Source organism: Dactylosporangium sp. NPDC049525 (assembly GCF_040676755.1).
In the GTDB taxonomy this organism is placed as follows: Bacteria; Actinomycetota; Actinomycetes; order Mycobacteriales; family Micromonosporaceae; genus Dactylosporangium.
The window spans coordinates 17579-43852 of the sequence record NZ_JBFAPO010000063.1; the positions used below are offsets into that span (position 1 = coordinate 17579).

The 26274-nt window shown below is 74.2% G+C and carries 24 protein-coding genes; 13 read left to right on the plus strand and 11 right to left on the minus strand.

What is annotated here, in order from left to right; translation table 11 throughout:
- Nucleotide 1: 1 nt before the first annotated feature.
- On the minus strand, nucleotides 2-991 hold the full coding sequence (locus AB0K00_RS48205) for a glutamate ABC transporter substrate-binding protein (protein ID WP_363536732.1): 990 nt from the start codon (nucleotides 989-991) through the stop codon (nucleotides 2-4).
- Nucleotides 988-2274 (minus strand): hypothetical protein, encoded by a 1287-nt coding sequence (locus tag AB0K00_RS48210; RefSeq protein WP_363536735.1) that lies wholly within the window; start codon nucleotides 2272-2274, stop codon nucleotides 988-990. Before AB0K00_RS48210 ends, AB0K00_RS48205 begins: the two co-directional genes overlap by 4 nt.
- A 252-nt stretch (nucleotides 2275-2526) precedes the next feature.
- On the opposite strand from AB0K00_RS48210, the gene AB0K00_RS48215 reads away from it, so the two are divergent.
- From AB0K00_RS48215 to AB0K00_RS48225, 3 genes are read left to right on the plus strand one after another with little or no spacing between them, the layout of a single operon-like run.
- Nucleotides 2527-4095 carry a M4 family metallopeptidase gene (locus tag AB0K00_RS48215; RefSeq protein WP_363536737.1) on the plus strand — a complete coding sequence of 523 codons (1569 nt, stop codon included), beginning with the start codon at nucleotides 2527-2529 and terminating at the stop codon, nucleotides 4093-4095.
- Between the two features lie 46 nt (nucleotides 4096-4141).
- Nucleotides 4142-4954 (plus strand): sulfurtransferase, encoded by an 813-nt coding sequence (locus AB0K00_RS48220; RefSeq protein ID WP_363536740.1) that lies wholly within the window; start codon nucleotides 4142-4144, stop codon nucleotides 4952-4954.
- Between the two features lie 40 nt (nucleotides 4955-4994).
- Nucleotides 4995-5537, plus strand: a complete 543-nt coding sequence (locus AB0K00_RS48225) for a hypothetical protein (RefSeq protein ID WP_363536743.1) — start codon at nucleotides 4995-4997, stop codon at nucleotides 5535-5537.
- Between the two features lie 70 nt (nucleotides 5538-5607).
- Here the strand turns inward: AB0K00_RS48225 and AB0K00_RS48230 are convergent, their stop codons facing one another.
- Nucleotides 5608-6996 (minus strand): FAD-dependent oxidoreductase, encoded by a 1389-nt coding sequence (locus tag AB0K00_RS48230; RefSeq protein WP_363536746.1) that lies wholly within the window; start codon nucleotides 6994-6996, stop codon nucleotides 5608-5610.
- A 52-nt stretch (nucleotides 6997-7048) separates the two neighbouring features.
- Here AB0K00_RS48230 and AB0K00_RS48235 point away from each other — a divergent pair, with 52 nt between their 5' ends.
- Complete coding sequence (locus AB0K00_RS48235; RefSeq protein ID WP_363536749.1) at nucleotides 7049-7936, plus strand: hypothetical protein; 888 nt, start codon at nucleotides 7049-7051, stop codon at nucleotides 7934-7936.
- A gap of 23 nt (nucleotides 7937-7959) precedes the next feature.
- Here the strand turns inward: AB0K00_RS48235 and AB0K00_RS48240 are convergent, their stop codons facing one another.
- The 3 genes from AB0K00_RS48240 to AB0K00_RS48250 all read right to left on the minus strand — a co-directional run bounded on the left by AB0K00_RS48240 (nucleotide 7960) and on the right by AB0K00_RS48250 (nucleotide 9869).
- Nucleotides 7960-8469 (minus strand): cupin domain-containing protein, encoded by a 510-nt coding sequence (locus AB0K00_RS48240; protein ID WP_363536752.1) that lies wholly within the window; start codon nucleotides 8467-8469, stop codon nucleotides 7960-7962.
- Between the two features lie 105 nt (nucleotides 8470-8574).
- A complete protein-coding gene (locus tag AB0K00_RS48245) occupies nucleotides 8575-9357 on the minus strand; it encodes a hypothetical protein (RefSeq protein WP_363536755.1) in 783 nt (260 codons plus the stop codon).
- A complete protein-coding gene (locus AB0K00_RS48250) occupies nucleotides 9357-9869 on the minus strand; it encodes a SigE family RNA polymerase sigma factor (protein WP_363536758.1) in 513 nt (170 codons plus the stop codon). The genes AB0K00_RS48245 and AB0K00_RS48250 overlap by 1 nt, the downstream gene beginning before the upstream one ends.
- Before the next feature lie 103 nt (nucleotides 9870-9972).
- Here AB0K00_RS48250 and AB0K00_RS48255 point away from each other — a divergent pair, with 103 nt between their 5' ends.
- Nucleotides 9973-12597 (plus strand): EAL domain-containing protein, encoded by a 2625-nt coding sequence (locus AB0K00_RS48255; protein ID WP_363536760.1) that lies wholly within the window; start codon nucleotides 9973-9975, stop codon nucleotides 12595-12597.
- On the opposite strand, the gene AB0K00_RS48260 is transcribed toward AB0K00_RS48255, so the two are convergent.
- Nucleotides 12580-13224, minus strand: a complete 645-nt coding sequence (locus AB0K00_RS48260) for a helix-turn-helix domain-containing protein (protein ID WP_363536763.1) — start codon at nucleotides 13222-13224, stop codon at nucleotides 12580-12582. The two genes, AB0K00_RS48255 and AB0K00_RS48260, sit on opposite strands and share 18 nt — an antisense overlap.
- Nucleotides 13225-13288: 64 nt before the next feature.
- Between AB0K00_RS48260 and AB0K00_RS48265 the strand changes: the two genes are divergently transcribed.
- Together AB0K00_RS48265 and AB0K00_RS48270 are read left to right on the plus strand one after the other, a co-directional pair.
- On the plus strand, nucleotides 13289-14428 hold the full coding sequence (locus AB0K00_RS48265) for an SRPBCC family protein (RefSeq protein ID WP_363536766.1): 1140 nt from the start codon (nucleotides 13289-13291) through the stop codon (nucleotides 14426-14428).
- A gap of 32 nt (nucleotides 14429-14460) precedes the next feature.
- Nucleotides 14461-15711 carry an MFS transporter gene (locus AB0K00_RS48270; RefSeq protein WP_363536769.1) on the plus strand — a complete coding sequence of 417 codons (1251 nt, stop codon included), beginning with the start codon at nucleotides 14461-14463 and terminating at the stop codon, nucleotides 15709-15711.
- A gap of 35 nt (nucleotides 15712-15746) precedes the next feature.
- On the opposite strand, the gene AB0K00_RS48275 is transcribed toward AB0K00_RS48270, so the two are convergent.
- Both AB0K00_RS48275 and AB0K00_RS48280 read right to left on the minus strand, forming a co-directional pair.
- On the minus strand, nucleotides 15747-16922 hold the full coding sequence (locus AB0K00_RS48275; protein WP_363536772.1) for an MFS transporter: 1176 nt from the start codon (nucleotides 16920-16922) through the stop codon (nucleotides 15747-15749).
- A gap of 171 nt (nucleotides 16923-17093) precedes the next feature.
- On the minus strand, nucleotides 17094-17837 hold the full coding sequence (locus AB0K00_RS48280) for an SDR family oxidoreductase (protein WP_363536886.1): 744 nt from the start codon (nucleotides 17835-17837) through the stop codon (nucleotides 17094-17096).
- Between the two features lie 137 nt (nucleotides 17838-17974).
- Between AB0K00_RS48280 and AB0K00_RS48285 the strand changes: the two genes are divergently transcribed.
- Nucleotides 17975-18595 carry an HAD-IB family phosphatase gene (locus tag AB0K00_RS48285; protein ID WP_363536774.1) on the plus strand — a complete coding sequence of 207 codons (621 nt, stop codon included), beginning with the start codon at nucleotides 17975-17977 and terminating at the stop codon, nucleotides 18593-18595.
- A gap of 162 nt (nucleotides 18596-18757) precedes the next feature.
- Nucleotides 18758-18958: a hypothetical protein gene (locus AB0K00_RS48290; RefSeq protein WP_363536777.1), complete on the plus strand. Its 201-nt coding sequence runs from the start codon at nucleotides 18758-18760 to the stop codon at nucleotides 18956-18958.
- 52 nt (nucleotides 18959-19010) lie between these two features.
- Here AB0K00_RS48290 and AB0K00_RS48295 read toward each other — a convergent pair whose 3' ends face one another.
- Complete coding sequence (locus tag AB0K00_RS48295; protein WP_363536780.1) at nucleotides 19011-19586, minus strand: HD domain-containing protein; 576 nt, start codon at nucleotides 19584-19586, stop codon at nucleotides 19011-19013.
- Nucleotides 19587-19784: 198 nt separating this feature from the next.
- On the opposite strand from AB0K00_RS48295, the gene AB0K00_RS48300 reads away from it, so the two are divergent.
- From AB0K00_RS48300 to AB0K00_RS48315, 4 genes are all read left to right on the plus strand, one after another.
- The gene (locus AB0K00_RS48300) at nucleotides 19785-21230 is read left to right on the plus strand and encodes an FGGY family carbohydrate kinase (protein ID WP_363536889.1); all 1446 of its coding nucleotides are present in this window, start codon (nucleotides 19785-19787) and stop codon (nucleotides 21228-21230) included.
- Nucleotides 21167-22606, plus strand: coding sequence for an NAD(P)/FAD-dependent oxidoreductase (locus AB0K00_RS48305; RefSeq protein ID WP_363536783.1), 1440 nt, complete (start codon nucleotides 21167-21169; stop codon nucleotides 22604-22606). Before AB0K00_RS48300 ends, AB0K00_RS48305 begins: the two co-directional genes overlap by 64 nt.
- Nucleotides 22603-23850 carry an FAD-dependent oxidoreductase gene (locus tag AB0K00_RS48310; RefSeq protein WP_363536786.1) on the plus strand — a complete coding sequence of 416 codons (1248 nt, stop codon included), beginning with the start codon at nucleotides 22603-22605 and terminating at the stop codon, nucleotides 23848-23850. The genes AB0K00_RS48305 and AB0K00_RS48310 overlap by 4 nt, the downstream gene beginning before the upstream one ends.
- Before the next feature lie 407 nt (nucleotides 23851-24257).
- Nucleotides 24258-25118: a hypothetical protein gene (locus AB0K00_RS48315; RefSeq protein ID WP_363536789.1), complete on the plus strand. Its 861-nt coding sequence runs from the start codon at nucleotides 24258-24260 to the stop codon at nucleotides 25116-25118.
- A 446-nt stretch (nucleotides 25119-25564) separates the two neighbouring features.
- Here AB0K00_RS48315 and AB0K00_RS48320 read toward each other — a convergent pair whose 3' ends face one another.
- Nucleotides 25565-26119 (minus strand): hypothetical protein, encoded by a 555-nt coding sequence (locus tag AB0K00_RS48320; protein WP_363536792.1) that lies wholly within the window; start codon nucleotides 26117-26119, stop codon nucleotides 25565-25567.
- Nucleotides 26120-26274 lie beyond the last annotated feature (155 nt).

Consider the following 26274-nt stretch of genomic DNA (forward strand, 5'->3'; position numbering starts at 1 on the left):
GCTAGTCCCGGTACTTCGCGGGCGGGGGCGCGGGCACCGGCCCGTACTTGGCGAACCACTGGCTGTAGATCCGGGTCCAGGTGCCGTCGGCCCGGACCCGGTCGAGGACCCCGTTGACGAATCGGACCAGCTCCGGCGTGTCGAGGGGCATCGCGACGCCGGACGGCTCGTCGCTGACGGATGCCCCGACGACCTCGGTGTTGGGGTCCTGCGCGGCCAGGCCGAGCAGCAGCACGTCCACCGTGGACACCGCGTCGACCTGCCCCTGCTGCAGCAGCACCAGGCAGTCCAGGGTGCTGTCGGTGGCGACCGCGATCGGTTTCGACGGCTGCTTCATGATGGTGACGATGCTGGTGCTCCCCCGCGTCGCGCACACCTTGCGCCCGGCGAGATCGGCGAAGTCCTTGATGCCGGAGTCGCGGTTGACCAGCAGCCGCTGTGCGGAGGTCAGGTATTCGGTGGAGAACGCGACCTGCTGCATCCGCTCGCAGGTCGCGGTCATGGTGCGGATCACCATGTCGACCTCGCGCCGCTGCAGGACCGGGATCCGGTCGGCGGTGGTGATCGCGCGCCACTGGATGGCGTCGGGGTTGCCCAGCAGCGCCCTGGCGATCTCCCGGGCGAGGTCGATCTCGAAGCCGACGACCTGCCCGGTGATCGGGTCGGCGTAGCTGGTGAGGTACGCGTTCTGGTCGATGCCGACGATCAGCCGGCCCCGCTCGGCGATCCTCGCCATGGCGGTGCCGGCCGGCATCTTCCCCGGCTGCGGCAAGGACGCCGGCGGGCGGAGGCTGGCGCGCGGGTCGCACGCCGGCGGTGACGTGGCCGGCGGGCTCGGCATCTCCGCGGGGTCCTGCACGTTGAGGGGCCGGGGCACGGCGGCGGCGGCCGAGCTGTCCACCGCCGGGGTCGCCGGGTCCTGCCCGCAGCCCGCCAGCAGGGACAGCACGGATAGCAAGGACAGCGTGGCGACGATCCTTGTCATTCTCATCGGTACTCCGCGATCCGCTGGTTCAGGCCGAACGCGGCGGCCGCCGCGACGGCGAGGGCGAGCAGCGCGACCGCGACGTCGGCGCCGCCGAGCGCGTCACCGGCGCTGGTCGCCTCCCGGTCGAAGCGGCGTCCGCCGCCGGCGATGCCCTCGGCGAGGGCCGCGTCGAGCCGGCCGGCGACGCTCGCCGCGCTGGCGTCACCGACGGTGGCGAGCTTCACCGCCTCGGTGTGCTGGCTGCTGTCATCGAGCTTGCGGACCTCCTGGTGGATGCGCAGCCAGTCCGCGGCGTGCTGCTGGGCGCTCTGCACGGACGCGCGGGCCGCGGCGTCGGGTGCTTCGTCGTGCGCCCGCTGCAGCAGGCCACCCTTGCCGTCCTTGCCGGCGAGCCGCTCCATCATGACCGTGAAGTCCTGCTCGAACGCCTTGCCGTCGCCGCGGGCGATCAGCGTCAGCCCCTCGTCGGCGCGGGCCTGCAGGGCGGTGATCCGCGCCTCGGCGAGCAGCCCGGCCTGCTCGGACCCGCCGTCGCGGCCGGTGCTGATGTGCCCGGCCGCGCCGCTGGTGGCCGCCGCCAGCCAGCCGAACGCGACGATCGCGGCGAGCGTGGCGAGAATCATGCCGCGGTTGAGCCGCCGGTTCGTCAGGCGCACCAGGTACCGCTGGGTCAGCGCCAGCGCACCGAGCAGCGCCAGCCCGAGCAGGGTCACTGTCCACGGCCACCGGGCGACGGCCCGCTGCGCGTCGGACAGGCGGGTCGCCTCGGCCCGGAACAGCTCCTGCGCCGCCGGCAGGATCGTCTGCCGCATCAGCGCCGACGCCTCCCGCAGGTAGGCGCCGCCGAGCGGAATGCCCTGCCGGTTGTAGGTGCGGGCCGACTCGACCAGGCCGGTGTAGACGGGGATCTGCCGGACGAGGACGCCGAGCGCCGCCGCGCTGCGGCCCTCCGCGCTGTGCAACGCGACCGTCAACGCCGAGGACGCCCTGGCGATGTCATCCAGGTAGCGCTTGCGCAGCTGCGCGGGCTCGACCCCGTTGCCGAGGAACGCGCTGGCGGCGGTCGCGTCGGCGTCGGACAGCGACCGGTAGATGTCCTGCGCCTGCAGGCTGAGCGGCCCGCTGCGGTCGGTCACGTCGCGGACCAGCCCGACGCTCGCCCGCATCGTGAGGACGCCGGCCAGCCCGAACGCGAGGCCGAGCACGACCACGACGGCCGTCAGCGTGGTGAGCCGGCCCGGGCTCGTCGCGGCCCGGCGGATGAGTCGACGCCACGCGGTTGCCAAGAAACATCTCCCCGTCTCGATGATGTCCCCGAACATAGACGGAGACGTCAACCATCCGACAACCAGGCGGGGCGAACTCCCGGCTTCGTGCCAAAGACCGGCGGACGGCTGAACCGGCGGCCGGAATCCTGCGTTCTGTATCCCATGTCATTTCGCCACTTACTCGTGGTCGTCGCGGCGGCCTCAGCCGTTGTGGTGACCGGCTGCACACCTTCGCCGCGGTCCACCCCGTCCTCGACGACCTCCGCGAACGTGGACGAACCGCAGGACGCCACCTCCGCCGAGCCGTCCGTCGACCCGTCCGCGGCCGAGGCCGCCGACCCCGCCGCCGCGCCGGCCCGCAAGGCCCTCGACGCGCACGCCGGTGACGTGCGCGCCACCGGCGAGGACCGGTTCTCCTTCTACGGCAGCCGCCTGGACGACGCCGGCGGCGGCGCCCACGTGCGCTACACCCGCACGTACCGCGGGCTGCGCGTCCACGGCGGCGACATCGTCGTGCACACCGGGCCGGGCGGCGCGTACAAGGGCGCGTCCAACAGCCTGGCCAAGCCGCTGCAGGTCGACATCACGCCGAAGGTCTCCGCGACCGACGCCATGGCCGCGGCGAAGTCCCACTTCACCGGCAAGGTCGCCGGCACCGGCGCGCCCCGGCTGCTCATCGACGCGTCCACCGGCGTCGGCCGGCTCGCCTGGGAGAACGTCGTCGAGGGTGTCGCCAAGGACGGGCAGACCCCGTCGCGGCTGCACGTGCTCACCGACGCGCACAGCGGCGGGCTCATCAGTTCCTGGGACGAGGTCGAGACGGTCACGGGCAGCGGCAACAGCCTGTACAGCGGCAAGGTCGGCATCGACACCCAGAAGTTCGGCACCACGTTCCGGCTGACCGACACCACGCACGGCCGGGGCACCGTCTGTGACATGCAGCACCAGGAGTCTGGCAGCTGCAAGCTGTTCACGGACGCCGACAACACGTGGGGCGACGGCAAGACCACCGACCCGGCGTCCGCGGCCGTCGACGCCGCCTACGGCGCCGCGGTCACCTTCGACTACTTCAAGTCCGTGCACGGCCGCCGCGGCATCGGCGACAACGGCCGCGGGGTGCCGTCCCGGGTGCACTTCGGCGACGCGTACGTCAACGCGTTCTGGGACCGGGGCCAGATGACCTACGGCGACGGGCGTGACAACACCCACCCGCTCGTCCAGCTCGACATCGCCGGGCACGAGATGAGCCACGGCATCACCGAGAAGAGCGTCTCCGGCGACCTCACCTACGCCGGCGAGTCCGGCGGTCTCAACGAGGCGACCAGCGACATCTTCGGCACGATGGTCGAGTTCTACGCCAACAACGCCGCCGACCCCGGCGACTACCAGATCGGCGAGAAGATCGACATCAACGGCAACGGCACGCCGCTGCGCTACATGTACAACCCGGCCCTGGACGGCGAGTCGCACAGCTGTTGGTCGACCGCGACCGCCGGGGTCGACGTGCACCTGTCCTCGGGCGTGGCCAACCACTTCTTCTTCGACCTCGCCGAGGGCACCGGCAAGACCGCGTTCGGCACGTCACCGGTCTGCGGTTCCGCGGCCGGGGTCACCGGCATCGGCCGGGCCAAGGCGGAGAAGATCTGGTACCGGGCCCTGGACGTGTACTTCACCTCGAACACCGCCTACGTGAACGCGGAGAACCCGGGCAACACCGCCCGCGCGTACACCCTGCAGGCGGCCGCCGACCTGTACGGCAGCTGCGGCGCGGAGTACAAGGCGGTCCAGAAGGCGTGGACGGCGGTCAACGTGGCGGGTGCCGACGCCGCCTGCGCATAGGATCAGCGCCATCGGGTAGGCATGGTCGAGCGCTGGAGGGTGACGGATGAATCCACTCGTGCGGGTCGAGGACGTCGGGGACGGCGTCACGCTGCTCGACGCGCGATGGACGCCGCAGCCGCCTCCGGCGCTCGACCGGTTCCGGGTCGCGCACCTGCCCGGCGCCGGGTTCGTCGACCTCGACACCGACCTCGCCGCGCCACCCGGCGCCGGCGGCCGGCACCCGCTGCCGACCGCCGCGGCGTTCCAGGCCGCGATGCGCCGCCTCGGCGTCAGCGACGGCACCCCGGTGGTCGTCTACGACGACCGGGACGCCTCCGTCGCGGGCCGCCTGTGGTGGATGCTGCGGCACTGGGGGCACCGCGACGTGCGGGTCCTCGACGGTGGCATCGCCGCCTGGGTCCGCGCCGGGCGGCCCACCGAGTCCGGCGACCCGGTGCCGGTGCCGCCGGGCGACTTCACCGCCGGCGAGCCCCGCGACGACCTGCTCACGGCCGAGGACGTGCCGGCGTTCGTCAAGGACGGGGTCCTGCTCGACGCCCGGCTCGGGCCACGCTTCCGCGGTGAGGTCGAGCCCCTCGACCCGGTCGCCGGGCACATCCCGGGCGCGGTGTCGGCGCCCACGTTCGACAACAGCGACGCCGACGGGCTGTTCCTGCCGCCGGAGCGGCTCCGCGAGCGGTTCGCCGCCCTCGGCGTCACCGACGACCGGCCGGTCGCCGCGTACTGCGGCTCCGGGGTGACCGCCGCCCACGAGATCCTCGCCCTGGAGCTGGCCGGGTTCACGCCGCGGCTGTATGCGGGATCCTGGAGCGACTGGATCACCGACCCGGACCGCCCGGTCGCGACCGGGCCCTGACGGGACACCGCCGCGCGCGGATCGGGTGGACAATGCGGCCATGCAGGATGACCTCCAGTTGAGCACCGGCGAGCGGGTGCTGTGGACGGGTGAGCCGCAGCGCGTTCCATTGTTCGAGCGCACCGACTGGGCGATCGTGCCGCTGTCGCTGGTGTGGTTCGCGTTCGTCCTGGTCTGGGAGGCCGCCGCGATCGCCACCGGGCCGGTGTTCATGCAGGTGTGGGGCGGGCTGTTCCTCGTCTTCGGGCTGTATTTCACCGTCGGCCGGCTGTTCGTGCGGCAGGTGCAGCGGCGCTCGACCACCTACACCGTGACGGACCGCCGCATCGTGGCGCAGCGGCGCCGGCCGTGGCGCCGCCGCACCGAGGTCTACCTGCGGATGTTGCAGCCGCCGGTGATGCGCGAGGACGCCACCGGCGACACGGGCAGCATCGCGTTCGGCGAGTTCCCCGGGGTCATGGACGCGCTGCGGGACGTGGGGATGCAGCGCTCGTGGCGGCGCGCCGAGCAGCGGCCGATGGTGCTGCACGGCATCGCCCGGCCGCGGCACGTCCGCGAGGTCATCGCCCAGGCGCAACGCTGAGGCTGGGCGCTCTCACGAGAGCTGGGCGCTCACACGAGGGCTGGGCGCTCTCAACGAAGGCTGGGCGCTCTCAGGAGTCGAAGCCGAGGCCGAGCCGGTCCAGGGTGCGCAGCCACGCGTTGCGGCGGCCCTCGTGCCGGTCCGCGCGGGCGATCGACCACCGGGTCAGCTGGATGACGCCGGAGCGCACCGGCTCCGGCGGGAACGGCACCGGTTTGGCGCGCACCATCCGCAGCCGGGTCAGCGGCGTCGGCTCGCCGCCGAGCAGGTCCAGCATCACCTGCGCGCCGAAGCGGGTCGCGCCGACGCCGAGTCCGGTGAAGCCCGCCGCGTAGGCGAGTCGCCCGCCGTACCCGGTGCCGAAGAACGCGCAGAACCGCGAGCAGGTGTCGACGACCCCGCCCCAGGCGTGCGTGAACCGCAGGCCGTCCAGCTGCGGGAATGTCTCGAAGAAGTGCGCCGCCAGCTTGTCCGATGTGGACGGTCGCTGGTCGTAGGCGGGGCGGATCGCGCCGCCGTTGTAGTAGACCGCGTCGTAGCCGCCCCACAGGATGCGGTTGTCGTCGGTGAGCCGGTAGTAGTGGAACTGGTTGGCGGCGTCGCCGATGCCCTGCCGGCGCGCCCAGCCGATGGATGCCCGCTGCGCCTCCGTCAGGGGTTCGGTCATGAGCGCGTAGTCGTACACCGGGACGATGAACGGCCGGACCCGCCGCAGCGGCGACCGGAAGGCCCCGGTGCCGAGCGCCACCTTCGCCGCGGTCACCGTGCCGTCGGGGGTACGCAGCCGCAGCCCGCCGCCGGCCTTGCCGATGTCGGTGACCCGGGTGCCCTCGTGGAACCGCACCCCGAGCGACGCGCACGCCTCGGCCAGGCCCCACGCGAGGCGCGCCGGGTCGAGCATCGCGGTGCCGTCGCGGTCCCACACGCCGGCCTCGTAGGTCGCCCCGCGCACCTCCGCCCGGATCGCGTCCCGGTCGAGGAACTCGACCCGCCGCCCCAGCCGCCGCGAGATGTCGAGGCCCTCGCGGAGCCCGTCGACCTGCCACGGCGCGGTCGCCACCGACAGCTCCCCGGTCCGCTCGAAGCCGCAGTCGATCTTGTGACGCAGCAGTGCCGCCTCGATCCCGTCGAGGTTCTCCCGGCCCAGCCGCTCCAGGGTCTCGATCTCGTCCGGGAACCGCTCGACGCCGTTGGCCAGGCCGTGGGTGAGGCTGCCGGCGCAGAAGCCGCCGTTGCGCCCGCTGGCCGCCCAGCCGATCCGCCGGCCCTCCAGGACCACGACGTCGAGGCCGGGGTCGCGCTCCTTCGCCAGCAGCGCCGTCCACAGCCCGCTGAACCCGCCGCCCACCACCGCCAGGTCCGCGGTCGTCGCCCCGCGCAGCGGCGGGTGCGGGTCGGGGCGGTCCCGGTCCAGCCAGAACGGGGTGCTCTCGGCGTCGCGCAGCGCGGGATGACCCATTGCCGCACTCTACGGTGACGCACCGTCCGGCGGGCGTCGATACACTTTGCGGGTGGCCGCGGACGACCTGCTGTTCGTCGTGCTCGACGGTGCCGGCGGCTGCCTCGTCGCCCTCGACGAGCCGCTCCTGGCCGGGCCCGTGTCCCGCACCGGCCGCGACGGCCTCATCCACCTCGTCCCCGCCGACCGCCCGCGGCTGCGCCGCGACCCGCCCGGCAGCACCGGGCTGCGGCTGCTGACCGGCGCCGGGACCGTCGCCGTCGCGGGGGCGACCGTGGCACTGTCCGCGCTGCTCACCCCGATCGTGGGCGGCCCGGTGGGCGCGGCCGGCCTGGCGTTGTGCGGCGCCGGCTACCGCACCGGCCGGTCGACGCTCGACCGGCGCTGGGCCGACCGGCACCGGACGCTGCACCGCGCCGCGGAGGCCGAGGTGTTCGCCGGGGCGTTCAGCGCCGCGCAGACGGTCCTGATGCTGTGGCCGCGCCTGCGCGACCTGGTCCAGGTCGCCACGCCGCGGCGGGAGCTGGCCGGGTCGCTGTGGACCCTCGCCGGTCTGCTGCACGACCGGGCCGTCCTCGACGAGCAGCTCGCCTCGCTGTCGCGGGCCATGACCCGGCTGCGGACCGGACCGGCGGCGATGCCGCTGCGGGAAGGGCTGGCGCAGCGCCGGGCGCTGGTCCGCGTCTCGCTGGACGACCTCGCCGCCGCGGTCGACGCCCGCGTGGCGGCCCTGGAGACCCTGGCCGGGGAGTGCGTCGACCTGGTCCGCGACGAGCGGGCCGCCCACGCCGCGGTCGAGGCCATCCAGCGGGCGGACCGCTCGCTGGGCCGGGTCGTCCCGCCGGTCGTCACGGCCCCGGACGAGACCGGTGAGCTGGCGGCGCAGACCCGGTCGATCGTCGCGGCGTACCGGGAGCTGACCGGACTGACCCGGTCCTGACCCGGTCCTGATGCAGGCCCGCGTCAGGTCCGCGGGGCGTTGCGCAGCGGGGTGAGCTGGTGGATGTCGTGGCGGGCGCGCAGGTCGGCGATGGCCGCCTGGTCCGGCGGGCCGCCGCCGCCGACCAGGTCGGTCAGCTCCCGCAGGTAGTCCTCGTGCCCCGACGGCGACACCAGGAACAGCATCCGTGCCGTCTCCGTGCCCGGGTTGGAGAACGCGTGCGGGCAGCCGGCCGGCACGTACATGAAGCTGCCGGGGCCGCCGCGGTGCACGGTCATGCCGGACGCGGAGCGCCAGGTGCGCCAGTCGCCGGCGGCGGTGCCCTCCGGCTCGAAGGCGAGCAGGTCGAGCTCGCCGTCCAGGACGTAGAACACCTCCTCGGCCTGGTCGTGGAAGTGCGCGCCGACGTCGAAGCCCGGCGCGACCTGCGCCTCGAACGTGGAGAACGCCTTGGAGTGCCCGGCGCCGACCTTCATCGTCATGTTCTGAATGGGTTGACCGCCCCCGGGCGGTAACAGCAGTCCGTCGGTCATGACCGCCACGCTAGCCAGATCCGGCCGGCCGGTCCTGGTACCGACACTGCCAGGACCGGCCTTGACAACGCCAGGGCACTCGCCGGCCCGCCGTGGCGGCAGGCGCTACGGGTACAGGGTGAGGCCGGGGTCGCCGGCGAGCTGGACGACCTGCTCGCCGGTCAGCGGCGGCGCCCCGGTCAGGGCGGGCTCGTTGCTCACGGACACCTCGACGGTGGTGGCGTCCTGGCGGTTCTGCGACGCGACGTGCCGGATCATGCCCGGCCGTTCGTCGCGCACCGTCTGGGCCGTGGACGGCTGGCCCACGTCGGCGTTGGGCGCGCACTGCGATCGCAGCACCGACGGCGCCACGTCGGCGGGGAACGCCGCCGCGCACCCGAGCTCCACGGAGCGGCGCTTGATGGTCACGACCAGCTTGCCGACCACGCCGTCGACGTGCACCTCCGTCTTGAACTCGTAGGACACCGTCGACTGCGGCGCGTCGACGTCGACGTCGGCGCTCGAGCTCGGCGGCCGCACGTCGCGCCGGATGATGACCGCGTCGTGCCATCCCGATGGGGCCACCCGTTTGACAGCGACCGTGAGGGCGTCCGTGAGCCGGGAGGTCGCGGCGTCCACCGGCTCGGTCAGGTCCTCGCCGAGCAGCACGTCCGGGGGGCGGCTGGGCGAGGAGGCGGACGTGGTCGGCGGCGCGCCGGTCACCATCGGCGGTGCCGTCCCCGGCAGCGTCAGCACCGCCACCACTGTGGCGGCGACGAGGCCCACGCCGGTCGCGGTCAGCCGCCGGCGCCGGATGCGCCGCCGGGACCGGCGCACGAGGCCGTCGAGGGTGTCGCGGGCCGGTGGCTCGTCGGCGAGGACCGGTTCGAACAGCTGCTGGTGGCTCATCATGCCTGCCTGACGGTCGGGGTGGGCGCGGCGAGCGCGCGCATGGTCTCCAGACCGCGGGAGGTCTGGCTCTTGACGGTGCCGACGGACACCCCGAGGATCTCGGCGGTCTCCTCGACGGACAGGTCGCAGTAGAAGCGCAGCACCAGCACCGCCCGGCGCCGCGGCCCGAGCTGGGCCAGGTACGAGTCGAGGGTCAGCCGCTCCACGGTGGTGTCGACGCCGCCACCGACCGGGGCGGCACCCTCCGGCGGGTCGTCGCCGTCCTCGAGCCGTTCCCGGCGCCACGGCCGGCGGTGCTCGTCGACCACGGCGCGGGCGAGCATGCCGCCGACGTACGCGTCGAGGCTGCGGATCGCCTCCCGCCGGTGCCACTGCCGGAACAACTTGTCCAGGACCGTCGCCACGAGATCGTCGGCGAGATGCCAGTCGCGGCACAGCAGGAAGGCGGTCCGTCGCCAGGCGGCCATCCGTGGTCCGGCGTAGTCACGGAACTCCGCTTCGTCCGACATGTTCACCCCAGTGGGACGGCCCGCGAGGGGCCGCGGGTTGCCGCGTTGGTGCGACTTCGTAAACCCGGCACCGCACCGGCCGATCAGAGCGGTGGGAGAGGGGGTGTCCGTGCTGGTCCGGGCCTACGTTTGTCTCGCTGTGGCGCTCAGCGCGGTGTACTACCTGACGCCCGATTCGCCGCTGCGCTCGATGCTGTGGACGGCGATTGCGTCGTCGTCGGTGGTCGCGGTCGTCACGGGCGTGGCCAGGCACCGCCCGGCACAGCCGCTGCCATGGGTGCTGACCGCCGCGGGCCTGGCGTCGTACTCCGTCGGCGAGACGCTGTACTACTGGCCGCAGCTGGCCGACGGCGAACAACCCCTCGGCCCGTCGCTCGCCGACGTGTTCTACCTGGCGATGTACCCGCTGCTCGCCGCCGCCCTGACGATTCTGGTCCGCCGGCAGAGCCCCGGCGGCGACCGGGCCGCGCTGCTCGACGCGTCGATCATCACCGTTGGCATGGCCCTGCTGACCTGGGTGTTCCTGATCCACCCGTACCTGGACGGGTCCGGCGGCTCCGCGCTGGAGCGGGTCACGGCGGTGTCGTACCCGCTGGGCGACGTGCTCGTGCTGGCCGTCCTGGCCCGGCTCGGCAGCGGCCGGACGGCGGGCAGCACCTCGTTCCGGCTGTTGCTGGTCAGCCTGCTCGCGCTGCTGGCCACCGATGGGATCTTCACGTGGCAGCAGCTGCGGGGACAGTTCGACGTCGGCGGCTGGGTCGACGTCGGCTGGATCGTCTTCTACGTCGGGATCGGCTGCGCCGCGCTGCACCCGGACATGCGACGGCTCGCGGAGCCGGTGCCGGCCGGCCCGGCCAGGCTCACCAGCGGCCGGTTCGCGGCTCTGCTCGCGGTCGCCGCGCTGCTCATCCCGGCCGTCATCACGGTCCGGTCGACGGCGGTGGGCGAGCTTCCGGTGTTCCTCGCCGCGTCGTGCGTCCTGTTCGTCCTGATCCTGATCCGCATGGCGGACCTGATGGCGGTCCTGCGGGAGGTGCAGCGGCAGCGCGCCGAGGGCCGCTTCCAGCGCCTCACCGAGCAGGTCACCGACGTGCTGTCGATCTGCGGGCGGGACGCGACCGTGCAGTACGTGACGCCGTCGGTGCGGTCGCTGCTCGGCCACCACCCAGACGCGCTGCTCGGCACGTCTCTGACCGACCTGATGCACCCCGATGACCGGGACCGCGTCGTGGCCCTGCTCAGCAGCGCCGGCAACGGCGGCGACCAGGCCGGCCGGGTCGGGCCGCTGGAGTGCCGGCTGCGGCGCGCCGACGGGCAGTACATCGTGACGGAGACCGTCGGCCGGGTCGTCGACGACGCCGACATCAGCGGCTACCTGCTCACCACCCGCGACATCACCGAGCGCAAGGCCCTGGAGGACCAGCTCACCCACCGGGCGTTCCACGACGAGCTGACCGGCCTGGCCAACCGGGCCCTGCTCGCCGACCGGGTGCACCACGCGCTGGAGCGGCGCGGCACCCCGTACCAGCACCTCGCCGTCCTCGTCGTGGACCTCGACGACTTCAAGACCATCAACGACTCCCTGGGCCGCGCGGTCGGCGACGGGCTGCTGCGGGCCACCGCCGACCGGCTCCGGACCTGCCTGCGCTCCGCCGACACCGCCGCCCGCCTCGGCGGCGACGAGTTCGCGATGCTGCTGGAGCACCTCGACGACGCCGCCGAGGCGGCCCGGGTCGCCGAACGGGTCCTCGCCACGCTGCGCCAGCCGCTGTCCATCGGCGGCCGCGAGATCCAGCCGCGGGCGAGCGTCGGGATCGCCCTGCCGGACCCGGACCGCCCCCCGGACGCCGACGAGCTGCTGCGCAACGCCGACGTCGCGATGCACATGGCGAAGCGGGAGGGGCGCAACCGGTATGCCTACTTCGCCCCGAGCATGCACGCGGGCCTGCTGGAGAAGCTCGACCTCGCCGACGAGCTGCGCGGCGCCGTCGAACGGCACGAGCTGCTCGTGTACTACCAGCCGTTCATCGACCTGAACAACGGCGTCGTCGTGGGGGCCGAGGCGCTGGTGCGCTGGCCGCATCCGGCGAAGGGGTTCATCCCGCCCGACAGCTTCATCCCCCTGGCCGAGGAGAGCGGCCTGATCCTTCCCCTCGGCTACGCGGTCCTGGACACGGCCTGCCGCCAGGCGGCGGCCTGGCCGGGCCTGAAGATCAGCGTGAACCTCTCGCCGCGCCAGGTGCAGGACCCCGCGGTCGTCCTGTACGTCCAGCAGACCCTCGCCCGTTCCGGCCTGCCCCCGCACCTGCTCACCCTTGAGATCACCGAGTCGCTGCTGCGCGAGGACGCGGAGGTCGCCCAGCACCGTCTCGGCGAGCTCAAGGCCCTCGGCGTGCAGCTCGCCGTCGACGACTTCGGCACCGGCTACTCGTCGCTGTCCCGGCTGCACGACTTCCCGATCGACATCCTGAAGATCCCGAAGCCGTTCGTCGACGGGGTCGCCGAGGGCGCGGAACGCTCCGCGCTGGCCCGGTCGATCCTGGACCTGGCCGCCGCGCTCGGCCTCGAGGTGGTCGCCGAGGGCATCGAGCACCAGGAACAGGCGGACGAACTGTGCCGCCTCGGCTGCCCGGTCGGCCAGGGCTTCCTCTTCTCCCGCCCCGTCCCGGCCGAGGACTTCGGCCTGTTCCTGGCGGCGGCGCCGGCGGGGTCAGCCCGGGGGCAGTAGCAGGCAGGTGATCGTCTCGGTCATCCAGTCGGCGACCTGGTCGTCGTCCCAGCCGAGGTGGTGGGTGACGAGCCAGCCCGACTGGTGGTTGAGCAGCGTCCAGACGAGGGTGGCGCCGCGGTCCGCGGTCAGGCCCGGGCGCAGCGGGCCCAGGGCGGCGATCGCGTCGACCAGGCGGCGCAGGTCGGTGCGGCGCTGCGACTCGAGCTCCTCCCAGGAGGCGTTGATCGCGGGATCGGCGCCGGCCGCTTGCACGAACGCGCGGCTGATCGGGCTCAGGGTGCGGGCCCGGTCGGCGACCGTGCGGGAAAACGCGCGGATCAGCGCGTACTGGTCGTCCACGGTGAGGGCGGCGCGCACCTCGTCCCGCTCCAGGAGCGCGACGGGCCGGTCGTCGCCGGCGACGGCCTCGTCGTGGGCGCGGCGCAGCAGCTGGGCCTTGCTGCCGGCCTTGTAGACCGACTCGACGGCGACACCCGCCTCGTCGGCGACGGCCTGCATCGTGGTGCCCGCGTAGCCCCGGTCGGCGAAGAGCCGGGCGGCGGCGCGGACGATCGCGGTCCGGGTCGCCTCCGCCTGCGCCTGGCGCCTCGGCGAGCGGTAGGCCCGGCTCTGTGTCGTATCCACGATATTGACTCCATGCTCACTGGCTCGAATACAGTGTGGCTGTATCGAATATACCTGAGAGGCCATGACGATGACAGACCAGTCCGGATACCTGTTGATGCACGCCGCGATCCGGGGAGAGCTCGCCCGGCTCGCCGAGTTCGCGGTGAGCCTGAACGAAGGGCGGCGCCGGCCCGGGCCACGCCAGCTCGCCGCGCTGCGGGCGCACGTCGGCGACGTGATCGACGCGATCCATCACCACCACGTCGGCGAGGACGACTTCCTGTGGCCGATGCTGCTGGAGGCGACCGGCCCGAGCCCCGAGCTCGACGCGCTCAGCGGCGACCACGGCGAGCTGGACCCGCTGATGGACCTCATCCGGTCCGCCCTGGACGGGCTCATGAACGGCGATCAGAACGCCAAAGCCCAGCTCGCCGACGCCGCGGTGCGGCTGCGGGACCTGATGGTCGAACACCTCGCGGAAGAGGAGGCCGTGGTCGTCCCGATCGTCGCGGACCGGATCACCCCGGCGCGGCACGCCGCGATGGAGCGGGCGATGCGCAAGGCGCTGCCGGTGCGGATGGGGTTCGTCGTGCCGTGGGTCATGGCCGCCGACGCCGACCTGGCCGGCCGGGTCCTGCGCACCGGCGGACTGCCGCTGCGCCTGATCCTGGCCGCCACCGGAGGCCGGTACGCCCGGCGGCTGCAGGACGCCTACGCCGACCTCGCGCCGGCCGAACCGGTCGTCGCGATGAGCGCCCGGGCCGAGGTGGTGATCGCCGCCCCGCCCGCCGAGGTCTACGCCGCCGTGGCCGACGTCACGCGGATGGGGCGCTGGAGTCCGGAGTGCTACCGCTGCGAGTGGGACGACGCCGCGACCGGACCGGTGCCCGGTGCCAGGTTCCGTGGGTCGAGTCGCAGCGGCGGGGTGAGCTGGACGCGCGAGTGCGTGGTGACCGTCGCAGAGCCCGGGGCGGAGTTCGCGTTCCGCACGCTGCGGCGCGGGCGGTTCCCCGACAGCACCACGTGGCGCTTCGTGCTCACGGCCGTGCCGGGCGGGACGCGCCTGGTGCAGACGATGGCGCTGAGCGCCGGCCGGGGTGTGCTGACCTTCGAGCGGGTCAGCGGCCGGGACCGCGCGATGCCGCAGGCCATGGCCGCGACCCTGGAGCGGATCCGCGCCGACCTGTCCGCCCGCGCCGAGGCGAAGACCACGGCGGGGTAGCAAACCGTACGTACGTCTTGTTTAATGTCCGCATGCTTCCCGAACCCGGTCCACTGCGGCTGCTCGCCGGTGCCACCCTGATCAACACGTTCGGCAACGGCGTGTCGATGACCTCGGTCGCGTTGTTCCTCACCCGGTCGGTCGGGCTGAGCGTGCGGGAGACCGGGCTGGCACTGACCGTGACGGCCCTGGTGTGCCTGGTGTCGAGCGCGCCCATGGGGTACGTCGCTGATCACCGCGGCCCGCGCGGCATCCTCGTGGCCGGCCTGCTCGTCCTCTGCGCGGGGTCGGTGGCGCTGGTCACGGTCCACGGATTCTGGTCCTACCTGCTCGTCGGGGTGCCGATGGCAATCGCCGACGCGGCGCAGCGGGCGGCCAAGGGCGCCGTCATCGCCGGGGCGGTGCCCGGGGACCGGCGCGTGCACACCCGGGCGTACCTGCGCTCCGTGACCAACGTCGGGATCGCCGCCGGTGCCGCCGTCGCCGGCGTCGGGCTGGCGGTCGACACGCGCCAGGCGTACCTCACGCTGATCCTGCTCGACGCGGTCACCTACGCGGCGGCGGCGCTGGTGCTGCGCCGGCTGGCACCGGTGCCGGCGGCGCCGTCCAGGACGACGGGGCCGCGGCTGGTCGCGCTGCGGGACCGGCCGTTCCTGGCGTTCGTGGTGCTGGACGGGCTGATGGCGACCCACTTCGGGCTGTTCGAGGTGGCGCTGCCGCTGTGGATCGCGCACCGCACCGACGCCCCGCGCTGGCTGATCGCCGTGCTGTTCCTGGTGAACACGACGGCGGTGGTGCTGTTCCAGGTCCGCGCCGCCCGCGGCACGGAGTCGCTGTCCGGCGCGGCCCGCTCGTCGCGGCGGGCCGGGCTGGCGCTGTTCGCCGGGTGCGCCCTCTTCGCGCTCAGTGGCGGCACCAGCATGCCGGTGACCGTCGCGCTGCTGGTGCTCGGCGCGCTCGCGCACGTCACCGGCGAGCTGTGGCACTCGGCGGCCGGCTGGGGCATCTCGTTCGGGCTCGCGCCGTCGGACGCGCACGGCCAGTACCAGGGCGCCTATGCGATGGGCATGCAGCTCGGCCAGATGCTGGCCCCGTTCGTGGTGACCAGCCTCGCGGTCGGCTGGGGCGCGCCGGGGTGGCTGCTGCTCGGCGCCGTGTTCGCGGTCCTGGGCACGCTGGTCCCGCCGGTCGTCGCCTGGGCCCGCCGGACCCGCCCGCAGCCCGCGGCCACCGTGCCGGCGAAACCGTCGCTGGACAGTCCGGCCGGGACCGGGTCGCATTAGGCACCTGCGACGCTGCCGGTCGCGCGGAACAGCCCCTAGCGGCCGGCGCGGCGGCCGAGGAGCGCGATGGCGATGCCGAGCACGACGGCCAGGCCGCCGATCGCCGCCGGCAGCGGCACGATCCCGCCGACGGCGCCCAGCACGGCCGGCCCGGCCAGCAGCCCGGCGTAGCCGGCGGCGCCGACCTGGGCGATAGCGGCCTCGGCCCGGTCCGGGCGGGCGGTGCCCGCAAGGGAGAACACCAGCGGCAGGACGGGGCTGACGGCCACGCCCGTCACGTAGACGGCGGCGAGCACGACCGGCACGGCCGGCAGGACCACGAGCAGCGCGCACGCCACCGCGACCGCGGTGCCGCACCAGACGATGACGGCGGCGGCGCCGGCCCGGGCCCGGAGCCGGTCCGCGACGGCGCGTCCCGTCAGGATCCCCGCCTGCAGCAGCGGATGGCCCAGCGCCGCGACGGTCGCGGACGCCCCGGCACCGTCGCGCAGCAGCAGCCCGCACCAGTCAGCGAAGGTCCCCTCCACCATGAACGCGGCGAAGGCGAGCACGCTCAGCAGGTACACCGCCGGCGGCAGCGAACCCCGCCGCCGGGCCGGCAACGGCATGTCCTGCGACGGCGGCCCGGCGAGCAGGGTCAGCGGCAGCACCAGGACCGCCACGGCCGCCACCGTCACCGTGTAGGAGACCGCGAGGTGCGTGCACACCGCGACGAACACGCCCGCGGCGCCGGCGCCGACCGCCCAGGCGGCGTGCATGCCGTTGAGCAGCGGCCGGCCGTATGCCCGCTCCACCGCCGCACCCTGCGCGTTGACGGCGGCTTCGAGGGCGCCGAACGCCACGCCGAAACCCGTCGCGGCGGCGAGCACCGGCCCGAAGCCCGGTGCGACGGCCATCGCCGCGGCGCCGACCGCGCAGGCCGGCCCGGCGGCCCGCAGCACCAGCGCGTGACCGGCGACCGGCAGCAGCAGCCGCAGCGACTGCATCGAGGCGAACGCCGCGAGGCCCCACGCGAACAGCACCGCGCCGACCTGCCCGGCCGACAGGTCCAGCTTGTGTGCCAGCGCCGGTACCCCGGCCGCGACGACCCCGCACAGCACCCCGGCGACCGCGAACGCGACCGTCACCCGCCCGCGGGCACGGCGCAGCGTCCCGCCGATGATCGTCGCGACCGCGCCGGGCAGGACAGCGGGTTCTGTCGCCTGCGGCATGGTCGGCGCCCCGTCTTCCCCGGCGCTGCACCGTCCGGCTGTACTGGGCAACGGCCGCCGCCCCGCCCCGGTTCGGCCCCGCGGTGCCCGATACCCGACCGTCGCCGACCTCGGTCCTGACGACGGACCCGATCCGGGTCGGATCCGGGTCAGAACCGGCTCAGAACCGGCTCAGATGGTGAAGCCGCCGTCGACGTGGACGGTGGCGCCGGTGATGTACCGGCCGTCGGGGCCGGCCAGGAACGCGACGGCGGCGGCCACGTCGGACGGGTCCGCGAAGTGCCCGAGTGCGGTGAAACCGTTGATGGTGGCCGCGTTCGGCCCGCCGGCCGGGTTGAGGTCGGTGTCGGTCGCGCCCGGGTGGACCAGGTTGACGGTGATGGCGCGCGGCCCGAGCTCCCGCCCGAGTGACTTCGTCAGCCCGACCAGCGCGGTCTTGCTCATCGAGTACAGCGAGAAGCCGGGAAACACGACCCGCTCCGCGGCGTTGCTGCCGATGTTGATGATCCGGCCGCCGGCGCTCATGTGCCGCACCGCCGCCTGCGTGGCCACGAACGGGGCCCGGACGTTGACCGCCACGGTCTGCTCGAACTCGGCCAGGCTCAGCTCCTGCAGCGGGCCGAGCAGGAACGCGCCCGCGTTGTTGACCAGGATGTCGAGCCGGCCGAGCTCGGCGGCGGCGCGGTCGACGGCGCCGACCACGGCCGCCGGGTCGGCGCTGTCGGCCTGGATGACCAGCGCCCGCCGGCCGGTCGCGGTCACCGCGGCGGCGAGTTCGGCCGCCCGCTGATGGTCGTGCTGGAACGTGAGCGCCACGTCGGCGCCCTGGGCGGCGAGGCGCCGCACCACGGCGGCGCCGATCCCGCGCCCGCCGCCGGTCACCAGCGCCACCTTGCCGTCAAGCGGGTTCGAGATCGGGTTCGAGATCGTGTTCGTCGTCATGTGGATCAGCCTCGCGGGTGGCGCGGCCCGCGTCTGGCGGCGATCGGACGCCGCGTTGCCCGCGCTCCGAGAGGTGGCGGGCCGCGCCGGGTCCACGGCAGACTCGCGATATGACGGTGCGGCTGGTCGCATTCGACCTGGACGGGACCCTGACCCGCGGGCCGACGTGTCTGGAGGCGACCGCGGCCAGGCACGGGTTCGCCGATCGGATGGCGGTCTGGGAACAGGCCCGCGGCGACGACGCCATCGTCGAGGTCCGCGACGCCGTGTGGGCGTTGCTGCGCGGGTGGCCCGCCGAGCGGCTCGCGGCGCCCCTCGCGGACGTCCCCCTCGCCTCCGGCGCCGCGGACGGGATCGCGGCGCTGCGCGACGCCGGCCTCGACGTCGTGATCGTGTCGCTCGCCTTCGCCCCGCACGCCGCGCACTTCGCCGCGCGGCTCGGCGTCGACGCGGTCATCGCGACCGAGATCCTGGACGGCGGCGGGTTCCGCCACGTGTTCCCGTCGACGAAGCCGACGCTGCTGGCCGAACACGCGGCGGCCCGCGGCTGGTCGCTCGCCGACGTCGCGGCGGTCGGTGACAGTCACGGCGACGTGCCGATGCTCCGCGCGTGCGGCACGTCGGTGTTCGTCGGCGCCGACCTGCCGGACGGCCTCACGCCGACGCTGCACCTGCCGGCCGCCCCGATCGACGAGGTCGCCCGCCGCATCCTCAACGCCGGCACCGGGTGACCCTTGCCCGCGGCGCGATCCGGTGAACGGGAGGTGGCCGATCGACCGCCGCCCGGTGGCGGGCAGGCGGCCCGCCGCGCAAGGTTCCGGCAAGACCCGAGCGGCCGATGTGCGGGCCGACGCGCCGACCTTACATTGAAGGCCACAACTCATCGGGGGGCGATGCCAGTGCTGTACCTAGTCCTCGCAATCCTGCTGATCGGGTCTCTGATCAGCGGCCTGATCTTCCTGTCGTCACGGTCCAAGGTGGACGGTGTGCCGCGCGACCTGCGGCGGGCCGGCGACGACGAGCCCAGCTCGCAGAACGGGGTGTTCCGCCGGGCGTTCGGCCGCTCGGCGTGGATGATGCGCGGCGCCGGCTGACCCACGACCCCGCCGCGGCGGGCGGGTCACCAGCGGGCCGTGCCTGCGGCCGTCAGGCCGCGAGTGCGGCCAGGCGCAGCCGGTGCTCGACCCGCTCGGCGGCGGCAAGGATGTCGGGGGCCCGCAGGTGGTGGACGCGGGCGTTGTCCGACGCGGCGCCGTGCCGGGCCAGCATCTCCGCCATCCGGGCACGCACGTCGACGCGGGCACCGTCGGGGCCGACGGTCTGATCGGCGTAGGTCAACGCGTCCGCGACCGGTGACAGCTCCCGCGGGAACTCCGCCAGCTCGTGGTGCAGGCCGCGGACCTCCGCGACGTAGCAGGCGCCGGAGTGGTGCGCGACCAGGGCGCTGATCCGCGCGGTCCAGCCGGAGCGGCGCAGGAACCGGGCGCCGTCCAGCGGGTGGAAGCCGGTGTCGCGGACGGGTTCGGCGTAGCCGATGTCGTGCAGCCAGGCGGCGGTCACGACCCGGTCGCGGTCGGCGGCGTCCATCGCGGCGCACAGCTCGGCGGCGCGGCGGGCAACGCCGGCGGTGTGCGCCCACCGCTGCGGCAGGTCGGCGAGCAGGGCCTCGGCGAGGTCCCGGGCCGCGGCGACGTCGACCCGCGGCCGCACCAAGCTGGTCATATGCACGACGGTAGGACCCGTCCGGCCCCACACGGCGACCCGCAAGCGGAGTTCATGCCCGCAACATCTGTTGTTCACTTTCGCCGTGGGGTACGGCGCGGCCGGCGACCAGATGGTCACTCGACGTGGCCGGCGGCCGCGTCGTGGCAGTCGTGCACGGTCGAGCTGATATACACCGTCGAGGAGGCGACGGTGGACATGCACATTCTCGCGATCGACCAGGGCACGTCGGGCACGAAGGCCATCGTCGCCGGCGCGGACGGGGCGGTCCTCGCGATCGCCGAGGAGCCGCTGCGGCCCAGTTACCTGCCCGGCGGCGCGGTCGAGCAGGACCCTCTCGCGCTGCTGGACTCCGTGCTCACCGCCGGCCGGCGGGCGGTCGCCGAGGCCGGGGTGCCCCTCGCCGCGGTCGCCCTGGCCAACCAGGGTGAGACGGTCCTGGCCTGGGACCGGGTCACCGGCGCGCCGCTCACCCCGGCGATCGTCTGGCAGGACCGGCGGGCCGAGACGGTCTGCGCCGCGCGGTCCGCGTCCGCCGACCGGGTTGCGGCGCTGACCGGCCTGGTCCTCGACCCGTATTTCTCCGCGCCGAAGCTGCGCTGGATCCGCGAGCACCTCACCACCGGCGGGGTCGTCACCACCACCGACACGTGGCTGGTGCACCGGCTGTGCGGCGCGTTCGTCACCGACGCGTCGACGGCCAGCCGGTCGCTGCTGCTGGACCTCGACACCGGCCAGTGGCACGGCGAGCTGCTGGACGTGTTCGGGCTCGGCGCCGAGCCGCTGCCGGACATCGTGGCCAGCGACGCGGTCGTCGGCACCACCGGCGCGTTCGGCGGCGACGTCCCGGTCACCGGGCTCATCGTCGACCAGCAGGCGGCGCTGCTGGCCGAGTCGTGCCTGACGGCCGGGACCGCGAAATGCACCTACGGCACCGGCGCGTTCCTGCTCGCCCAGCTCGGCGGGGCCGCCACCCGGTCCCGGTCCGGGCTGTCGACCTCCATCGCCTGGCGGCTGCGCGACGCCGTCGACTACTGCGTCGACGGGCAGGTGTACACGGCCGCGTCCGCGGTCCGCTGGCTCACCGACCTCGGCCTCATCGACGGCGCCGACCAGCTCGACACCGTCGCCGCGGCGGGCAGCGACGGCGTGCTCTGCGTGCCGGCCCTCGCCGGGCTGGCCGCGCCGTGGTGGGACGCGGGCGCGACCGCGTCGTTGACCGGGATGACGCTGAGCACCGGCCGCGGCCACCTCGTGCGGGCCGTCCTGGAAGGCGTCGCGGCGCAGGTCGCCGCCCTCGCCGCGCTCGTCGGCGACGACCTCGGCACGCCGCTGACCCGGCTGCGGGTCGACGGCGGCCTCACCCGCTCGCGGGTGCTGATGCAGGCCCAGGCCGACCTGGCGCAGCTGCCGGTGGATGTGTACCCGTCGCCGCACGCGACCCCGCTCGGCGCCGCCGCCTGCGCCGCGCTCGCCCTCGACCCGGCGCTCACCGTCGCCGGGGTCACCGGCGGGTGGCGGCCGGCGGCGACGTACGAACCCGAATGGTCCGCGGACCGCGCCGCCGAGCACCTCGGCCGGTGGCGCACCGCGGCCGCCGCGACCCTGACCTCGACCCCGGCCTCGGCCCCGGCCACCGCATGACCGCCGACTTCGACGTCGCCGTCGTCGGCGCGGGCATCGTCGGGTCCGCGATCGCCCGGCTGCTCGGCGGCACGTCGCTGTCCGTCGCGCTCCTGGAGGCCCGCGACGACGTCGGCGACGGCACCAGCAAAGCGAACACGGCGATCCTGCACACCGGGTTCGACGCGACGCCCGGCACGCTCGAGGCGCGGCTGGTCGCCCGCGGGTACACCATGCTCGGCGACTATGCGGCGGCCACCGGCATCCCGGTCGAGCGCACCGGCGCGCTGCTGGTCGCGTGGACGGACGAACAGCAGCGGACGCTGCCGGCGTTACGGGGCAAGGCGGAGCGCAACGGGTACACCGGCTGCCAGCTCGTCGACGCGGCCGAGGTCTACCGGCGGGTGCCGGCCCTCGGCCCCGGCGCGCTCGGCGGCCTGACGGTGCCCGGGGAGTCGATCACGTGCACGTGGACGACGAACCTCGCCCTGGCCACCGACGCGGTCAACCGCGGCGTGACGCTGTTGCGCGGGCACCGGGTCACCGCCGTCGCCGCCGGCCCGGACGCCACCCGCCTCGCGTGCGCCGGCGGCGACGTCACCGCCCGCTGGGTCATCAACGCCGCGGGGCTGGGCGCCGACACCCTCGACGGGTTGTTCGGCCACGAACGGTTCAGCGTGACGCCGCGGCGCGGGGAGCTGTTCGTGTTCGACAAGCTGGCCCGGCCGCTGGTGCCGTGCATCGTGCTGCCCGTGCCGTCCAAGGTCGGCAAGGGCGTCCTCGTCAGCCCCACCATCTACGGCAACGTCATGCTCGGCCCGACCGCCGAGGACCTGCGGGATCGCACCGCGACCGGCACGTCGGAGCACGGGCTGGCGTTCCTGCTGGAGCGCGGCCGGGAGCTCATGCCGCGCCTGCTGGACGAGGAGGTCACCGCGACCTACGCCGGGCTGCGCGCCGCGATCGACCGCGACGACTACCTGATCGACGTGGACGCCGCTCGGCGCTACGTGCTCGTCGGCGGCATCCGCTCCACCGGGCTCACCGCGGGGATGGCGATCGCCGAGCACGTCGGCGAGCTCCTCGAAGGCCTGCTGGACCTGACGCCCCGCGCGGACCTGCCCGACCCGCCGCGGATGCCGAACCTCGGCGAGGCCGGGATCCGCCCGTACCAGGACGCGGCGGCGATCGACGCGGACCCGGAGTACGGCCGGATCGTGTGCTTCTGCGAGCGGGTCACCAGCGGCGAGCTCCGCGACGCCTACCGCTCCCCCATCCCGCCGGCCGGCCTGGACGGGCTGCGCCGCCGGACCCGGGCGATGAACGGCCGCTGCCAGGGCTTCTACTGCGGCGCGCAGCTCCACGACCTCGTCGAGACCCGCGGCGGCACGGCATGAGCGAACACGTCCGGGTCGCGGTCGTCGGTGGCGGGCCGGCCGGGCTCACCGCGGCCACCGCGCTGGCCCGCCGGCTCGGCGACGGGGTCCTGGTCATCGAGCGGGAGGCGGAGACCGGCGGCATCCCCCGGCACAGCGACCACCTCGGGTACGGCATCCGCGACCTGCGCCGCTTCGTCTCCGGCCCCGACTACGCCCGCCGCCTGACCGCCGCCGCGCGGGCCGCCGGTGCCCGCCTGGAGACCGGGGCGATGGTCACGGGCTGGGCCGGCGAGCACGCCCTTGAGGTCACCTCGCCCAAGGGGCGGCGCGTCATCGAGGCCGACGCGGTCGTGCTCGCGACCGGCGCCCGCGAACGGCCCCGCCCCGCCCGGCACATCCCCGGTGACCGCCCCGACGGCGTCTACACCACCGGGCAGCTGCAGCAGCTGGTCCACCTGTACCACCGCGACGTCGGGCGGCGGGCGGTCATCGTCGGCGCGGAGCTGGTCAGCTGGTCGGCCGTCCTCACGCTGCGCCACGCCGGGTGCCGTCCCGTGGTGATGACCACCGCGGACGCGCACGCGACGTTGCGGGTCGCGGGCCGGGTCGCGCTCGACGTCCCGGTGCTGACCCGCACCCGCCTCGTCGCCGTCAACGGCCACGGCCGGGTCACGTCCGTCGACGTCGAGGACCTGCGCACGGGGCGCCGCCGCCGGGTGCCGTGCGACACCGTCGTCCTCACCGGCGACTGGATCCCCGAGCACGAGCTGGCCCGCACCGGCGGCCTCGTCCTGGACCCCGGCACCCGCGGCCCCCGCGTCGACACCGCCCTGGCGACCAGCCGGCCGGGCGTGTTCGCGGCCGGCAACCTCCTGCACCCCGTCGACACCGCCGACCTCGCCGCCCTCGACGGCCGGCACGTCGCGCCCGCCGTCCTCGACCACTTGTCCGGTGTGGGGTCGGATGGTGTACCGCCGGCCGCCGCCCCGCACGTCGAGCTACGCTGCGCGGCGCCGCTGCGCTGGATCGCGCCGCAACTCGTCCGCCCGGGCGGTCCCGCGCCGGTGCGGGGCCGGCTGCAGCTGTGGTGCGACGAGTTCCGCCGCCTCCCCCACGTCGTCGCCGTGCAGGACGGCCGCCGGATCGGCTCGGCCCGGCTGCCGTGGCCGGCCGCGCCGGGGCGGGTGTTCCGCGTCCCGTTCACCCTCGTCGCGGGCGCCGATCCGGCCGGCGGCCCGGTGACGGTCGCCCTGACCCGGTAGCCGCCCGCGGCACGCCACGCCCTTCGGTGCTGCCTCGCCCGTATGCCGCAGAATCAAGGCCATGACCGTGCCGATCCGGCGCCGCACAGCTACCTGAGCGACCGCACAGGAAGGCTGTATCTCGGCGGCAAAGCTACGCCGGGCGTGGACCTGACTGGGTGGCCGCTGCTCGTTGAGGACGCGACGAACGCCCCGGCGACGCTGTTGCTGTTGGACGTCGCGAATGCCGGGATGGTCGTGGACGTCCTCGACCGCGCCCCGTTCACGCCTGTCAGTCTCCGGAAGGTATGGATCATCGCCGGGTGCAGGTCGCCCCGAGGGCTGCCCAACGCGGAGATCGCCGCGGTGCTCGGCATCTCCCCCCGCGACCGTCAAGAACCACGTCGCCGTCCTGCTCGCGAAACTCGGTGGGCGCCCTGGAGCGCCTGCGCCGTTACGTCACCGGCGGGCGGTTCTGGAGGTGGACGGTCAACGGCATGTGGGAGGACGGCGGACCAGCGATGTGCGCCGGACTCGAGCCGGTCGTGCTCGCCCGGGCCTGCGACGAGGAGCTGCGGGACGCCGTCGACGGCGACTGGGGTCCCTGGTCGGCGTGGGCGGAGGCGTCGCCACGGATCCGGGCCGCGCTCGACGCCCAGCGCGCCGACTGGGATCGGGCCCGAGCGCGGTCCTCGCCGGTGCCGTCCCGGCAGTCCCTGCGGCAGGAGGCGAGCGCGCGGCTGGTCGCGGCCGTCGAGCGGGGTGGCGCTGGCCGCGGGTTCGCGCTGGAGGAGCTGGGCCGCCGCCGCGACCCGGTGCTGCTCGACCTGGCCGAGAACGTTGTGCTGCGCAACGCGTTCGGTACGGTGCCCGGCCTGGGCGCCGCCCTGGACGCGCTCGGGGTGGTTGCGCTGGAGCGGGCCCGGGGCTGGGCCGGTGGAGGCGACGCCGTGCTCGCCCACCGTGCCGTGGGTGTCCTCGCCGGGCACGGCACCATGGACGACGTGCCGGTGCTGCTCGGGGCCTTGACCGCCGCGGCCGAGGAGCGCGCGTGGTGCGCCGCCGAGACCCCGGCTCGCGGCCTCGGCCGGCTGGGCGTCGCGGCGGCCGTGCCGGCGCTGCGGTTCCTGTGGGCCGAGACGACCCACTCCTACGCCCGGGCCGACTACCTGGCCGGGCTCCGCGGCGCCGCCGGCCCGGCCGCCGCCGACGTCCTCGACGAGGCCGTCGACGACTGCGAGGCCGGTGTCCGCGAATCCGCGGTGCCCGCCCGCCATGCGGCCGAATGAACGCAACACTCCGGACAATCGTCGAATGCCATAGGTCGTGCCGCCGGCATTGTCGGTATCGGAAGTGACGGACGTGCATCTTGCGTGCGCTGATGCAATGTGTCACGATCGGCGGCACGCGCGGTAACCAACGATCGTGCGTCAACGGGGGAGCACGGGGGTGTTCAGATCCGGGTTGCATTGTGCGCTGAGGCAGAAGCTCTCAGGCGTCACCGGAAGAATTGTCAGCCACTGACCACCGCGATGTCCGGCGTGTATCGCGACGGACCGCTGAGGCATGCCCGGAAGCGGCATTCCCGTCGACCGTCCGAATTGCAATTACGCCGCCATGGGCGCGACGGAATATGCGTCGGCGCCAATCATTGCGTGGTTTCGAAATTGCGGCCGGATGCGAGCCGGCCCCCGCGGAGGAGATCCGCAGGGGCCGGTCGTGCCGACGGTCGATGTCAGGCTTCGAGCTTCCATTCATCGACGCGGGTGGTGCGCGGTGCGTTGGCGCTCTGGCCGCTGTAGGCGACCGTGAAGGTGCACAACCCGGAGCTCCAGTTCTCCTTCTTGACGAGGAAGCTGCGAGACTCCTGGAACAGCCGCATCCTGCGCCGCTGGCCGTCCGGGACCGCCAGCGCGTAGCTGAACCCTGACGTCCACGACCGCTGCGCGGTGACGCTGACGCCGATCGTCGCGCTCGCCTTGGCGAACACGACACCGGCCTCCGCGGTCACCGACGCCGAGGCCGTGAACCCGACCGTTGCGGTGGTGTTCTCCGTGTACGTGATGGTGCCCGGCCCGGTGATGTACGCGCTGTAGACATCCGTCGGCCGCGATGACGTCGAGATGTTGGTGAACGTGTACTTGGTGGTGTCGCCCTCCGGCGGGCAGGCCTGCACGCCGGTGTCCGACGCCGCCGCCGGCGCCACCCCGAGCATGGTGGCACCGGCCACCGAGACCGGGATCATCGAGACCGCCAATGAGGCGTTCACGACCCTTCTTGTGAAACTCATCGTATTCCTCCCCAGGAACCGGAGCGACGTCGCCCCGTAGCGCCATCAAGCTCGATGGCTAGAGGAAGATAACGCATACCGACGGCATCGCAACAGGCCTATGCAATGCATTCCGTGCTGTCTACTATCACGACCTGAGAAAAGGCGAGAAAGGG

What these genes read in the sequence shown, in the direction of transcription:
- AB0K00_RS48300 (WP_363536889.1), top strand. Translation starts at nt 19,785, where the DNA reads ATGCACATTCTCGCGATCGACCAGGGCACGTCGGGCACGAAGGCCATC.
- AB0K00_RS48240 (WP_363536752.1), bottom strand. Translation starts at nt 8,469, where the DNA reads ATGACCGACGGACTGCTGTTACCGCCCGGGGGCGGTCAACCCATTCAG.
- AB0K00_RS48225 (WP_363536743.1), top strand. Translation starts at nt 4,995, where the DNA reads ATGCAGGATGACCTCCAGTTGAGCACCGGCGAGCGGGTGCTGTGGACG.
- AB0K00_RS48245 (WP_363536755.1), bottom strand. Translation starts at nt 9,357, where the DNA reads ATGAGCCACCAGCAGCTGTTCGAACCGGTCCTCGCCGACGAGCCACCG.
- AB0K00_RS48285 (WP_363536774.1), top strand. Translation starts at nt 17,975, where the DNA reads ATGACGGTGCGGCTGGTCGCATTCGACCTGGACGGGACCCTGACCCGC.
- AB0K00_RS48220 (WP_363536740.1), top strand. Translation starts at nt 4,142, where the DNA reads ATGAATCCACTCGTGCGGGTCGAGGACGTCGGGGACGGCGTCACGCTG.
- AB0K00_RS48275 (WP_363536772.1), bottom strand. Translation starts at nt 16,922, where the DNA reads ATGCCGCAGGCGACAGAACCCGCTGTCCTGCCCGGCGCGGTCGCGACG.
- AB0K00_RS48230 (WP_363536746.1), bottom strand. Translation starts at nt 6,996, where the DNA reads ATGGGTCATCCCGCGCTGCGCGACGCCGAGAGCACCCCGTTCTGGCTG.
- AB0K00_RS48320 (WP_363536792.1), bottom strand. Translation starts at nt 26,119, where the DNA reads ATGAGTTTCACAAGAAGGGTCGTGAACGCCTCATTGGCGGTCTCGATG.
- AB0K00_RS48205 (WP_363536732.1), bottom strand. Translation starts at nt 991, where the DNA reads ATGAGAATGACAAGGATCGTCGCCACGCTGTCCTTGCTATCCGTGCTG.
- AB0K00_RS48290 (WP_363536777.1), top strand. Translation starts at nt 18,758, where the DNA reads ATGCCAGTGCTGTACCTAGTCCTCGCAATCCTGCTGATCGGGTCTCTG.
- AB0K00_RS48310 (WP_363536786.1), top strand. Translation starts at nt 22,603, where the DNA reads ATGAGCGAACACGTCCGGGTCGCGGTCGTCGGTGGCGGGCCGGCCGGG.
- AB0K00_RS48295 (WP_363536780.1), bottom strand. Translation starts at nt 19,586, where the DNA reads ATGACCAGCTTGGTGCGGCCGCGGGTCGACGTCGCCGCGGCCCGGGAC.
- AB0K00_RS48270 (WP_363536769.1), top strand. Translation starts at nt 14,461, where the DNA reads ATGCTTCCCGAACCCGGTCCACTGCGGCTGCTCGCCGGTGCCACCCTG.
- AB0K00_RS48250 (WP_363536758.1), bottom strand. Translation starts at nt 9,869, where the DNA reads ATGTCGGACGAAGCGGAGTTCCGTGACTACGCCGGACCACGGATGGCC.
- AB0K00_RS48265 (WP_363536766.1), top strand. Translation starts at nt 13,289, where the DNA reads ATGACGATGACAGACCAGTCCGGATACCTGTTGATGCACGCCGCGATC.